Consider the following 12,476-nt stretch of genomic DNA (forward strand, 5'->3'; position numbering starts at 1 on the left):
TGCAGGTCGTCCCACTGATACCAGTGGTCCTCGGCGTGCCGGGCACGCGACCCGATCCGGGCGCGCAGCCCTTGATCGTGCGGCGAGTCATAGCGACTCGTGATCGATCTTGCACGCTAGGTTACGAGGTCGAAACGACTCACCGATCGAGGAGAGACCTGTGAGGCTATCGAGAAAGGCCGCCGGCATCGCCGCCGCGGCCGCGATGTTAACCGCGGTCGTGCCGGCCACCGCAGCGGTGGCCAGCCCCCGCTCGACCTGCTACGGCGGTCGCGTCTGCCTGTACGCCAGCTTCGACTACAACCGCGGTCAGGTCGACCACTGGCGCGACTTCATCCAGGACGACTCGGACTTCTCCGACAACAACTGGCTGAACTGGGACTTCAGCAACTCCTGGCAGACCATGGACAACGAGACCAGCTCCGTCAGGAACCGTATCGGCTGCAGCGCCACCCTCTGGCAGCACCCGGGTTACACCGGAGCCCACAGCACGTTCACGCACAACTCGAACGACGGGTTCCTGGCGAACAACGCCATCGGCAACAACCGCGCCAGCGCGCTCGACATCTGGTGCCGCTGAGCAGTTACGGGAGTGCCGGTTTCCGGGCTTGGCCGCCGGAAACCGGCTGCCGCGGACTCCTCGCGGGCGCACTGCTGCTGACCACGGTCACGGCCTGCGCCGCCGACGAGCCCGCGCCGCGGGCGCCGGTGAAAGGCGTCTCCTCGGTGTCGGAGCTGGTGCTGCCGTTCGACGCCTACAAGACCACTCCCGAGCAGCGGGCCGTCCTGGGCAACGCCCACAACCAACTCGTCGTGCAGTGCATGCGCAAGCAGGGCATCACGATCGACCCACCCGCGGAGGACCCCGCCGCCATCGCCGCGGTGGACCCCGGCAACTCCCGCCGTTACGGTGTCGCCGACATCGAGGCGGCCAAGACCTACGGCTACCACCTCGCCCGGCCGCCCTCGCCCGACACCACGGGCGCCTGGGCCGGCAAGCTCCCCAAACCCGCCCGGCACCGCCTGTACGGCACCGCCGCCGACCGCGGCTGCCTGGACCGGGCCACGCTCACCCTGGACAAGGACGCGACCAAGGCCGACTGGCCGTGGCTGGCCCTGCAGGACTCGCTCACGCTGGAGCAGGCCGCCAAGGATCCCTCCGTGACGGCGGCGGCCAAGCGCTGGGAGTCGTGCATGGGCCAGGCGGGCCACTCCTACCCCGCTCCCGAGGCGGCCATCGCCGACAGCCGCTGGAACCTGGACGAGCAGGCCGTCAGCGAGGACGAGAAGCAGACCGCGACCGCCGACACCACGTGCAAGTGGTCGTCGGGCCTGGTGGCGGCCTGGTTCGCGGCCGACGCGGAGCTCCAGCGGGCGATCGTCCGGGACAACCCCGACCGCTTCGCCGCGCTCCGCGACAACCTCAAACAGCGCCTGGCCCGTGCCTCAGCCCTGCTGACCGAGCACGAAAGCGGCCAGGTCCGCTGACTGCCGCAGCCTGCTCGGCTCGTGGACGTACATCATGTGGCCAGCCTCGTAGTACCTGAACTCGACGTTGGCGGCCAGCTCCGCGGGCACGGGCAGGTGCGCGAACGCGTGCTCGGCGGCGTAGTACGGCGTCGCGCCGTCGTGGTAGCCGCAGGCCACGTGGACGCGCAGGTGCGGGTTGGCCCGCATCGCGCCGGCCAGCTTGTCGACCACCGTGACGTGGGCGCCCTCGAACTCCTTGAACGACCACGGCCACACCCGTGACGTGAGCACCTCGTACGGCAGGTCGTTGGCGTAGTCCAGATCGGTGCGCAGGTAGTGGTTGAGCGCGGCGCTGTAGGGGCCCATGATCGCGTTCATGCTCGGGTCGGCGGAGAAGTGCTCGCGCCCCGAGTCGGGGTCCCAGCCGGTGAACCGGCCGTCGAGGCGGCCGACGGTCAGGCGGCGCGAGCGCAGCACCTCGGTGAAGAACCTGATGTGCTCGATCCTCAGGTCCACCCGGTCGACGTAGTCCTCGCTCAGCCCCGTCAGCCCGGCGACCCTGGAGACGGCGGCCGCGCGCTCCTCGCGGGTGAGCCGGTTGCCGCGGGCGAGCGCCCACGGATAGTCGCGCTCGGCGTAGGCCTCCGCCTCGCGCAGCACGTCGGCCAGCGGCCGGTCACCGTGCAGCCCGTGATAGTGCGCAATAGCGGCATAAGTCGGCAAATAGAGGGCGTAGGACAGGTCGTTGCCCTGGTTGAAATCACCGGTGATGAAGTCGAGCACCGAGGAGATCAGCATCACGCCATTGAGGTACATGCCGTACCGCGACTGCAGGTGGTCCGCCAGCCCGGCCGCCCTGACCGTCCCGTACGACTCCCCCGCCAGGAACTTCGGCGACATCCACCGCCCGTTCCTGGTGGTCCACAACCGGATGATCTCCCCGACGGACTCGATGTCGCCGGTGAAGCCGTGGTACGGCTCCGGCTTCTCGCCCTCGGCCGCCCGCGAGTATCCCGTCGAGACCGGGTCGATGAAGACCAGGTCGCTCACGCTCAGCAGGCTCTCCTCGTTGTCGGTCAGCCCGTAAGGGGGAGGCAGGAGCGCGCCCGCGTCCCCCATCACGACCCGCCGCGGCCCGAGCACGCCCAGGTGCAGCCACACGCTCGACGACCCCGGGCCGCCGTTGAACGCGAACGTGACCGGCCTGCTCAGCGGCTCGGCCCCGTCGAGCGTGTAGGAGGTGACGAACATCTCGGCCTTGGGCCGCAGCCCCCCGAACTTGCCGTCGTCGATCACCTCCTCGCGCAGCACCATGGTGCCGGTGGTGGCGGTGTACGCCTGCCCGGACGGCAGCGTGTGCGAGGTGGTGACGAGATTGTCAGCCGGCGGGGCCGGCTGGGTTTCTTCCGACATATCGCTCAATTATGGAGCTATATCCAGGGACACGGTGGGATCGGCGAACCGTTCGTTCGGCACCGTGGCGTACCAGCCGGGCCGCCCGGGGTCCCGGTCGTACGGGTAGCCGCCCGTCTCCCGGTAGAACTCGGCATAACGGGCGACCCGCTCGGGATCCAGCCGCACCCCCAGCCCGGGGCCGGGCGGCACGGCGATGGCGCCCTCCGAGTACGCCAGCTTCCCGCCCTCGATCACGTCGTCCCTGAGCTGGTGGTAGTGCGCGTCGGCGGCGTAGGTGAGGTTCGGCAGCACGGCGCCGAGGTGCAGCATGGTCGCCAGCTGGATGCCCAGCTCGCCCGAGGAGTGCACGGCCACCCCGAGCTGGAACGTCTCGCACACCCCCGCCGCCTTCACGCACGGCCGGATGCCGCCCCAGAACGTCGTGTCCAGCAGCACCACGTCGGCGGCCCTGCGCATGACGTTGGAGGCGAGCTGCTCGAAGTTGACGACGACGGTGTTCGTCGCCAGCGGCACCCTGACCTGCTCGCGGATGGCCCTGAGCCCTTCGAGCCCCCAGACCGGGTCCTCCAGGTAGTCGTTGTTCAGCCCCTCGATGGCCCGGCCGAAGCGCAGCCCCTCGGCCACCGACAGCACGGCGTTCGGGTCGTACCTGAGCCGGTCGCCGGGGAACGCCTCGGACAGCGCCCGGTAGCACTCCAGCTCGTGGTCCGGCGGGAACACGCCGCCCTTGAGCTTGTGGACGGTGAACCCGTGGGCGTCCTTGAGGTGCTTGGTGTGCTCGACGAGCTGATCGGGCGTGCGGATCTCGCCGTACCCCTCGGCCGCGTACCGGAAGAACAGGTACGAGGCGAACGGCACGGCGTCACGGATCCGCCCGCCGAGCAGGTCGTACGCGGGCACGCCCAGATGCTGCCCGATCAGGTCGACACAGGCGAACTCGATGGCCGCGAGGAGCTGCGTCCTGTTGTTGTAGAGCGAGGCCGTCGGGTTGGCGATCTTGAAGCGCAGCGCCTCCAGCTGGAAGGGATCATGGTCCTTCAGGTACGGCATGAGCGCCCGGAACGCCGCTTCCGCGCTCTCGCCCCCGCCGCCCATCTCGCCCAGGCCCACCAGCCCGTTGTCGGCCTCGACCTCGACGATCGTGCGCACGAACCGGCCCCAGTGGGCGCCGTTGCTGTGCCGCAGCGGCGCCTCCAGCGGGACCGCGACCGTCGTGGCCCTGATGTCAACGATCTTCACGAACACGTCCCCCAAACAACGGCCACCCCGCAGGCGGGCAGCCGTACCTTGACCGTCTCGTCCACCACGTCGAGCCCGCGGGCCGAGCGCAGGCCCGGCAGGTCGACCGTCACCTCGACCGGCTCGGCGGCCAGCGACTGCAGCCGTACCACACGCTCGTCACCCGCCCGCCCGAGGGACGTGACGAGCACGTCGGGGTGGTCGACGGACACGTACGTCTCGGTGACGTCCGGGCTGTCGGTGATGAGCGCGCCGACGAACGGCTCGGTCAGCCCCGAGGCCGCCGCCGCGCCGAGCCGCCGCGCCTGGGCGCCGGCAGTCGTCGCGGACCCGGCGACATTGAGAGTCGAGGTCACGGCGTAGCGGAACGTGGTCTCGCCCTGCTGCTGGGCCGGGAAGTTGGTGTCCCAGATGTTGTTGAGCGCCCACGAGTAGACCGTGCCGTCCTCCTGGTCGAGGGTCGGCGGGAACGGCGCGTACGGCATGTGAATGGTGCCGAGCTGCACCAGCGGCGCCTCCAGCGTGGCCCAGGCGACGGTCAGCTCGGGGTCCTCGAACGCGATCCAGTGCCTGATCGGCAGCATGTACTCGGCCGAGCCGGGCACGCGCGGCACGTCGGGACCGCCGACGCCGCCGGTCAGCTCCCAGGCGGTGGGCACCCCCGTGGCGAACGGGAAGGCCAGGAAGACGGCCTCCTTGGCGGGGGTGCCCTGCTTGGCGAGCTGGTAGGTCAGGTCGACCCTGGGCACGCCGCCGTGCAGCTCGATCGTCGTGCGGATCCAGTCGACGCCCTTGCCGTGCAGCTCGACGACGAGCTTCTCGCCGACGGCCGTGCGCTGGGCCTTGGTGATCGTGGCGCCCTTGCCGATGGCCCGGTCGCCGAGGAGCGTGCGGTCGTGTGCTCCGACGTGTCCCGACAAATGGTTGAAATGTGGGGCGGTGGCGTACTGGTCGTAGACGTACTGGCCGAAGCCGGCCGCCGCGTCACCGTTGACCAGCTCGCGGCCGGCCCGCTTGTCGAAGATCGAGCCGATGTAGCCCTCGCGGACGTCGTAGGCCACGCGGTAGAACTCGTTCTCGATCACCCCGCTCAGGTCCAGCTCGACCGGCTCGGGAGCCTGGTTCACGCCGGGCACGACGTCGAGGCGGGCGTAGCTGAAGCCGGGGACGTCGGGGACGACCGCGTGGACGTGCCGCCCGATGGGCCGGGTCGGCCAGTCGTCCGGGTGCACCAGCTCCTCGTGATGCGGGAGCGTCTCCCCGGTCCGCGAGTCCACCAGCGCGATCGGCACGTCGACGCCCACCACGTCCCTCGGCAGGAACGCGCGTACGACGTCGGTCCGCGTCCACGTGCCGGGGTTGAAGACGGCGAACGACGCCAGCGCGCCGCCCTCGGTGCCCGCCTCCGACAGCGCGGCACCGAACCTGCGGACCGCGGCGTGCAGCAGGTCGGCCGCGTCGTCCTGGGCGTCGTAGGCGCCGGAGGACTTGCGCGTCCACTGCAGGCCGCCCGAGTCGCCCGCCTCCTCGGCGTCCTCCCACGGGTTGGCCGCGCCCCAGGTGTGCTCGTTGAACAGGGCGACCTTGTCGTAGGCCGCGTCCACCAGCTCGGTCGCGTCCACCCCGGCCAGCGTGTGCAGCGTCTCGGCGACCCGCAGGGCCGACTGCGCGCGGCGCACGTAGCCGAGCGGGCGCGCGCCCGAGCCGAGCCCGTCGGCCCACCAGTCGGTCCAGTCGCCCTCGTGCACGGCCAGCCGGTCGTGGTAGCGCTCCTCGACGTGCTCGAAGAAGTCGCTGTTCACGGCCGAGCGCAGGCGCGGGTAGGCCCACTCCTCGTTCCACCGGCGCGCGATCGACGCGGGCACGATCGACGGGCCCGCGTTGTCGGCGTGCGCGCCCTGCACCCGCAGGTGCAGCACGTCCAGCTCGTACGGCTCCTTCGGCGCGTCCGGCCCCTGCCAGCCGAACGTCCCCGGCCCGTACGGATAGCCCCGCGTGGCCAGCGCGGACAGGTAACGCGGCAGCAGGTCGTCGGCCAGCTCGTAGGAGTCGGTCAGCCCGACCGTGTTGCCCTCCATGTACGCCATGCCGTGCGGCGTGTCCGTGAACCAGACGATGATCTCGTTGCCGCTCGGCGCCCGCCAGCGGAACGGCCTGGTCAGCTTGTCGCCGCCGTGCAGGTAGGGCACGGAGCGACCGGCCCAGTTGTGCGCCGCGGCCAGGTAACGCACGCCGTGCGCGTGCAGCGCGTCCACCAGGCCGACGACCGCGCCCGGCACGTCGGTGTGCATGGCGGACCTGGTGGCGAAGCCGTACTTCTGCTCCAGCTGGGTGGTGAAGCGGAGCTGGCGGTGCAGCTCCTCGGTCGAGCACGCCTCCGTGTGGAGCTGGAACGGCAGCGCGGTCACCTCGATCACGCCCTCGCGGGCCTTCCGCGCGAAGGACTCCACCATCTCGGCAGGTCGCGCGGCCAGCCACTTCAGGGCGGGCATCGACGACTCGACCGTCCAGCGGAACTTCGCGTCGTCCGGCCAGGACGCGGTCTCCTCGGCCAGCCGCAGCGCCGCGTCCAGGTAGTCGAGGTGGTGGCGGAGCACGGTGCCCTGCGGGTCGGTGTAGCCGATGTCCAGGTGCGAGTGGTGGACGACGAACACGCTCCACTTGCGCTGCGGGGTCACCGTGACCTGCGCGGTGCCGACCACCCCCGCGTCGTCGCGGCACTCCAGCGTGAGCGCGCGCGGCGCGTCCACCTCGGGCACCAGCAGCGTCACGTCGCTGCCCGACGCGCTGTCCACGCCGACCAGCACGTGGGTCAGCGGCTCGGTGCTCGACACCCGGACCGCCTGCCGGCCGTCGTGGGTGAACAGCGGCAGCACCGCGACCCGAACCTCCAGCCCGCGCACGCTGATCACCGGTGTCGAGGTGTCGTCGCGCAGCGCCTGCCTGATCCCGTCATAGTCGGGACTGCCCAGGCTCCGCTGGAGCAACCGGCTCGTCATCACACACTCCCTAGAGACAGGCCCCTGGCGAAGAGGCGCTGGGTGGCGAGGAACAGCACGACGGTCGGCAGCGAGACCACGAGCCCCGCGGCCAGGCCGACGGGCACGGGCGTCCCGGCGTACACGTCGGTCATGAGACCGGCGATGGCGGTCATCACCGGCCGCACGTCCTCGGTCTGGGTCAGGGTCAGACCGAAGATGAGGTCGTTCCAGACGAAGGTGAACTCCAGGATGAACACCGCCGTCAGCGCGCTGAGCGAGATCGGCAGGTAGATGCCCCAGAAGATGCGCCAGGTGGAGGCGCCGTCCATCCTGGCCGCCTCGAAGATCGAGAACGCCACGCCAGTGTAGAAGTTGCGCAGCACGAAGGCGGCCAGCGGCACGTTGATCGCCGTGTAGATGAGGATCATGCCGAGGCGGCTGTCGTACAGGCCGGCGTCGCTGTAGCCGACGAACAGCGGCACGAGCAGCATCTGCGAGGGGAAGACCGTGCCGCCGAAGATCAGGATGAACCAGAAGAACCCGTGCCGGAGCCGCAGCACCACGATCGTGTACCCGGCCAGCGCCCCGATGATCACCGCGAGCAGGGGCGAGACGACGGCGTAGAGCGCGGTGCTGGCCAGGCTCTGGGTCAGGTTGGCGCTGTCGAGCGCCCGCGCGAAGTTCTCGAACAGCGCGAAGTCGGACGAGGGCTCCCACGCCCGGCCCGGATCGTACGAACTGGCCGGGCGCGCGGCGTTCACGAGCAGCAGGTACGTCGGCCCGAGCCAGACCAGCCCGAGCACGATCAGGACGGCACGCCGGATCACTGGGCCACCTGCCGCTTGAGATAGAGGTAGGACGCCAACCCGGTGACCAGGGTCAGCATCACCGCGACGGCCGAGCCGTAGCCGTAGTCGCTGGCCACGAACGTCTCCTTGTACATGGTCACCGCCAGCGTCTCCGAGTTGCGCCCCGGGCCGCCCTGCGTCAGCACCCACACGATGTCGAACGTCTTCAGGCCGGCCACCAGCGCGAGCCCGACCACGACCGCCGTCAGCGGCCTCATGAGCGGCCAGATGACGTACCTGAACAGCCGCCACCCGCCGGCCCCGTCGAGCCGGGCGGCCTCGATCGGCTCCTTCGGGATCGACTGCAGTCCCACCACGAACAGCAGCATGTTGACGCCGAGCTGCTGCCACGTCCAGACCAGCAGCATCGCCAGCGTGTTGACCGGCGCCTCCTGCAGGAACGCGGTGTCCACGCCGAGCAGCTTGTTGGCGATGCCGTCGTGCGACAGGATCGGGCTCCACACCATGGCCAGGCCGGCGCCGCTCAGCGCGTACGGCAGCAGGAACGGCACCCGGTACCACACGCCGCCCTTGATGTCGTACGACAGCACGGCGACCAGCAGGCCGAGCCCGACGGGCAGCACCATCGTGCCGATGACCCAGAACAGCGTGTTGCGGACCGAGGTGAGCAGGGCCGGGTCGTCGAGCAGCTTGCCGAAGTTGTGCACGCCGATCCACTGGGCCGGCTCCAGGCCGTCATAGCGGGTGAGGCTGAGGTAGGCCGTCCACAGGAACGGCGCGTAGAGCAACCCCGCCACCAGTAAGACCGCCGGCGCCACATAGCCGTAACCGAACCGCCCGAGTATGGGAGCACGCGTGCTCATGGCCTCACTCCGTTCGGCGGCGCTCCCTCGCTCACTGATGGGTGCTCCAGTACTCGTCGGCGGCCTTCTGGATGGTGTCCAGGACCTCCTTGTAGCTGCCGGGCTCGGTCACGAACTTGCCGAAGCCGTCCAGCGCGGCTGTCAGGACCGGCGGCGGCGTGGCCTCGAAGTACCGGTTGACCAGGCGGTACTGGCCGCTGCCCGCGTCCTTCGTGACGGTGCTGAGCACCTTGTCCGAGATGCTCACCTTGGGGTTGGCGCTCACGTCTCCCCTGCTGGTCGCCCACTTCTCCTGCGCCTGCGGCGTGGTCCACCACTTGAGGTACTTCTGGTTGGCGGCGGGGTCGGCGCCCTTGGTCAGCGAGCAGAGCGGGCCGCTCTCGAAGATCATCGAGGTCTTGGGCAGCGAGGGGTTGACGTTGGGGATGACGAAGAAGTCGTAGTCCTCGCCGGGCTTCATGTTGCGCTGGGTCATGCTGGTGTTGAACCAGGTGCCGAAGGAGACCATCGCCGCCTTGCCGTTCTTCAGCACGTCACCCGGGTCCGTTTTATCGCCAGGGTTGATGAAATATCCGGCGTCGATGAGGGACTTCCACTTCTCCATCACCTGGACCACGCCCGGATCGGTGTACTTGGCCTTGCCGGTGGCCAGGCGGTCGTACAGGTCGGGGTCGGAGCCGGCCATGAGCTGCTCGAACCAGACGAAGGAGAACAGCACGCTGGTGTGGTAGAAGGCCTTGACGCCGTTCTTCTTCAGCGTGTCGGCCACCTTGACCAGGTCGTCCCACGTCTTCGGCGCCGTGAGGCCGTACTTGTCGAAGATCTTTTTGTTGTAGAACATGCCCCAGTAGGCGACGTTCATCGGCACGCAGTACTGCTTGCCGTCGATCGTGTAGTACGGCGCGAGGTCCTTCGACAGGTCGCCGGCCTGGATCGCCTGCTGCCAGATGTCCGTGGTGTCGGCCACCTGCTTCTGCTTGACGATCTCTTCCAGCATCCCCCCGGTCTGCCAGGTGAACAGGTCAGGCTTGACGTTCGTGCGGAACGACGCCTTGATGAACGCCTGGTACTGGGCCGAGTCCGTGTATCCCGTCGGCTTCATGCCCAGGCCGATGCTCTGCTTGGACAGGGCGCCCATCTCGTCGAAATACTTCGTCCAGGCGCCCTTGTCGTTGTACAGGGTCAGCTCGCTCTTCTTCTGCGTCTCGGCGCCGTTTCCGCCGCAGGCGGTCAGGACGAGCGCCGCCACGCCGAGCGTGACCACACGTGACCGGAACATGGACCGGCCTCCTTGTTTCTTCAGGGGTCTTACGTCAGGGGTGATTGCAACCTGTGCTCTATAACCGTCTTCACGTCCACCAGGTGGGCCCGCATGCGCTCCTCGGCCTGCGCCGCGTCGCGTGCTTCGATGGCCTCCAGGATCGCCAGGTGCTCGTCGTAGTCGCGGCGCCGGTCGTCGAAGATCTGCAGGATCTCCTGCTGCTCGGGTCCGTGGACGGTGAGCAGCGAGTCGACGACCTCGTGCAGCACGCTGTTGCCGGCCAGCCGGGCCGTCGCCCGGTGGAAGGACATGTTCGCGTCGTGCAGGAGGGCGTCGTGGCCGCGCAGGTGCCTGCCCGCCTCTTCGAGCACCCGCTTGAGCGGGGCCAGCTCCTCGGGGCCCGCGTTCTGCGCGGCCATCGCGGCCAGCGGCGGCTCGATCACGATCCGCGCGCCGAGCAGCTCCAGGAGCTGGGCGGCGTGCATATCGCGCATGTTGGGGTTGGGCAGGACCACCCGCTCGATGTCGGCTCCGACGTAGATGCCGGAGCCGTGCCGCATCTCGATGGCCCCGGTGGCCTCGAGCCTGCGGAGCGCCTCGCGCAGTGTCGGGGTGGTGACGGCGAAACGCTGGGAGAGCTCCCTGGTCGAGGGCAGCCTGTCGCCGGGCCGGTGCCCTCCTGTACGGATGAGCTCCAGCATGCGCTCGGTCAGAGCGTCGGACAGTGTCGGCCGCGTTACCTCGGACATATCAAGTGATCTAATCACTTATTCGTGTGGGCGTCTATGATTTCGTCATGAGACGTGTGCTGGCGTGGATCGCGGCCGTTTTGGCGGTCCTGGCGCTGGTGGGGGTGGGTGGCGCGGGCTGGTATTACTCCGGCCTGGTCATCGATCCCTCGCATGGCGGATCGTACCCACTGGAGGTCGTGGCCTTCGACGGCTCGAAGGTCACGCTCAAGGGCGGCTCCGACACCGCGGCGCCCGGCACGTACGGCCTGACCTGGCGCGACGGCAACGCCACGCTGGGGCCGGTGGTCTCCGTCTCCGGCTCCACGGTCGTCAGGGAGGTGACCCGCGTGCGGCGGGGCACGCTCGCGCCGGGCGTCCACGCGTATTTCGACCGCTGGATCTGGGGCCACGAGGACCCGCGCTCGGCGCTCGGCCTGCCGTACGAGACGGTGTCGATCCGCGGGGAGTTAGGCGACTTCCCCGCCTGGCGAACCCCCGGCACCTCGAAGACCTGGTTGATCGCGGTGCACGGCCGCAACGCCAACGCCTCCGAGGCCCTGCGCTTCCTGCCCGTCCTCCACTCGCTGGGGATGCCGGTGCTGGCGATCAGCTACCGCAACGACGAGGGCGCGTCGGCCGGCGAGGACGGCAAGTTCCACCTCGGCGCCAACGAGTGGCGCGAGGTCGCCGCGGCCATCTCCTACGCGCGCGGCCAGGGGGCGACCGGAGTGGTGCTGTACGGGTTCTCGATGGGCGGCGGCATCGTCCCGATGGCGGCCAGGAGGTTACCCGGCGAGCCGATCAAGGGCCTGATCCTGGACAGCCCGGTCATGGACTGGAACGCGCCCATCGACCTGGGGGCGCGGCAGCGGGGAGTGCCGGTCTGGCTGGCCTCGGTGGGCAAGTTCGTGGTGGAGCGGCGTACGGGGATCTCGCTCGACGACCTCGACCACGTGCGGCACGCGAAGGAGTTCAGGCAGCCGATGCTGCTCTTCGTGGACGACGACGACGCCAGCGTGCCCGTCGAGCCCTCGCTGCGGTTCGCCGAGCTCAGGCCGGACCTGGTGACGCTCGTACGCACGAAGGGCGGCGGCCACGTGGGCTCCTGGAACGTCGACCAGGCGCGCTACGAGCGGGCGCTGCGGGACTTCCTCACCGCTTCAGCAGCTTCATCATGATGTCGATCTGCCCCTTGCGCGAGGCCCGCACCTGCCCCGCCCACTCCTGAACGGCCGGGTTGGCCCCGCCCGCCACCTCGGCGGCGGCCATCTGCGCGGCGTCGTCCTGATGCGCGATGAGCAGGTTGAGCAGGTCACGCTCGAAGTTCTTGGACTTCCGCAGCGCCTGGATCCGCTTGACGTCGGTCTCGGGCATGCCTCCGTGGTGGTCGTGCGCGCCGTTCGGGGGCGTGAGCGGCTGGTCCCAGGAATGCAGCCAGCGCAGCATCCGCTCGACCTCGCTCTGCTGCGTGCCGGCGATGGCCGCGGCCAGCGTCCTCAGCTCCGGCGTGGTGGCGCGCTCCGCCCCCACCTTGGCGATCTCGATGCCCTGCCGGTGGTGCGGCACCATCATCTGCACGAACATCACGTCCTCGGCGTTGACCGGGGCTTCCTGGGGCCGGGCCGGGCCGCAGGCGGTGATCAGCAGCAGGGCCGCCAAGGCGGGCAGTGCGCGCATTATCGATAGGAAACCTTCCTAAGGGTTTC

11 protein-coding genes are annotated in these 12,476 nt (G+C 69.5%); 3 read left to right on the forward strand and 8 right to left on the reverse strand.

What is annotated here, in order from left to right:
* Window positions 1-160 precede the first annotated feature (160 nt).
* Window positions 161-580, forward strand: coding sequence for a peptidase inhibitor family I36 protein (locus tag ACFKCF_RS13520; RefSeq protein ID WP_394493468.1), 420 nt, complete (start codon window positions 161-163; stop codon window positions 578-580).
* Window positions 571-1,488: a hypothetical protein gene (locus ACFKCF_RS13525; protein ID WP_394493469.1), complete on the forward strand. Its 918-nt coding sequence runs from the start codon at window positions 571-573 to the stop codon at window positions 1,486-1,488. The genes ACFKCF_RS13520 and ACFKCF_RS13525 overlap by 10 nt, the downstream gene beginning before the upstream one ends.
* Here ACFKCF_RS13525 and ACFKCF_RS13530 read toward each other — a convergent pair.
* The 7 genes from ACFKCF_RS13530 to ACFKCF_RS13560 are packed head-to-tail and all read right to left on the reverse strand — an operon-like array spanning window position 1,447 to window position 10,788.
* Window positions 1,447-2,883: a S10 family peptidase gene (locus ACFKCF_RS13530; protein WP_394493470.1), complete on the reverse strand. Its 1,437-nt coding sequence runs from the start codon at window positions 2,881-2,883 to the stop codon at window positions 1,447-1,449. The genes ACFKCF_RS13525 and ACFKCF_RS13530 overlap by 42 nt on opposite strands.
* A gap of 9 nt (window positions 2,884-2,892) precedes the next feature.
* A complete protein-coding gene (locus tag ACFKCF_RS13535; protein WP_394493472.1) occupies window positions 2,893-4,125 on the reverse strand; it encodes an enolase C-terminal domain-like protein in 1,233 nt (410 codons plus the stop codon).
* The gene (locus ACFKCF_RS13540; RefSeq protein ID WP_394493474.1) at window positions 4,122-7,124 is read right to left on the reverse strand and encodes a glycoside hydrolase family 38 C-terminal domain-containing protein; all 3,003 of its coding nucleotides are present in this window, start codon (window positions 7,122-7,124) and stop codon (window positions 4,122-4,124) included. The genes ACFKCF_RS13535 and ACFKCF_RS13540 overlap by 4 nt, the downstream gene beginning before the upstream one ends.
* Entirely contained in the window at window positions 7,124-7,933 is an 810-nt protein-coding gene (locus tag ACFKCF_RS13545; protein WP_394493476.1) for a carbohydrate ABC transporter permease, read from the reverse strand. The genes ACFKCF_RS13540 and ACFKCF_RS13545 overlap by 1 nt, the downstream gene beginning before the upstream one ends.
* The gene (locus ACFKCF_RS13550; RefSeq protein ID WP_394493478.1) at window positions 7,930-8,778 is read right to left on the reverse strand and encodes a carbohydrate ABC transporter permease; all 849 of its coding nucleotides are present in this window, start codon (window positions 8,776-8,778) and stop codon (window positions 7,930-7,932) included. Before ACFKCF_RS13550 ends, ACFKCF_RS13545 begins: the two co-directional genes overlap by 4 nt.
* Before the next feature lie 31 nt (window positions 8,779-8,809).
* Window positions 8,810-10,057, reverse strand: coding sequence for an ABC transporter substrate-binding protein (locus tag ACFKCF_RS13555; RefSeq protein WP_394493479.1), 1,248 nt, complete (start codon window positions 10,055-10,057; stop codon window positions 8,810-8,812).
* A 29-nt stretch (window positions 10,058-10,086) separates the two neighbouring features.
* Window positions 10,087-10,788 (reverse strand): FadR/GntR family transcriptional regulator, encoded by a 702-nt coding sequence (locus tag ACFKCF_RS13560; protein WP_394493481.1) that lies wholly within the window; start codon window positions 10,786-10,788, stop codon window positions 10,087-10,089.
* A gap of 47 nt (window positions 10,789-10,835) precedes the next feature.
* Between ACFKCF_RS13560 and ACFKCF_RS13565 the strand changes: the two genes are divergently transcribed.
* Window positions 10,836-11,948 carry an alpha/beta hydrolase gene (locus ACFKCF_RS13565; protein WP_394493482.1) on the forward strand — a complete coding sequence of 371 codons (1,113 nt, stop codon included), beginning with the start codon at window positions 10,836-10,838 and terminating at the stop codon, window positions 11,946-11,948.
* Here ACFKCF_RS13565 and ACFKCF_RS13570 read toward each other — a convergent pair.
* Entirely contained in the window at window positions 11,923-12,447 is a 525-nt protein-coding gene (locus ACFKCF_RS13570) for a DUF305 domain-containing protein (RefSeq protein WP_394493484.1), read from the reverse strand. The two genes, ACFKCF_RS13565 and ACFKCF_RS13570, sit on opposite strands and share 26 nt — an antisense overlap.
* Window positions 12,448-12,476: the final 29 nt, after the last annotated feature.

Origin of the sequence: Nonomuraea sp. JJY05, assembly GCF_043496855.1 — a bacterium.
Classification (GTDB): domain Bacteria; phylum Actinomycetota; class Actinomycetes; order Streptosporangiales; family Streptosporangiaceae; genus Nonomuraea.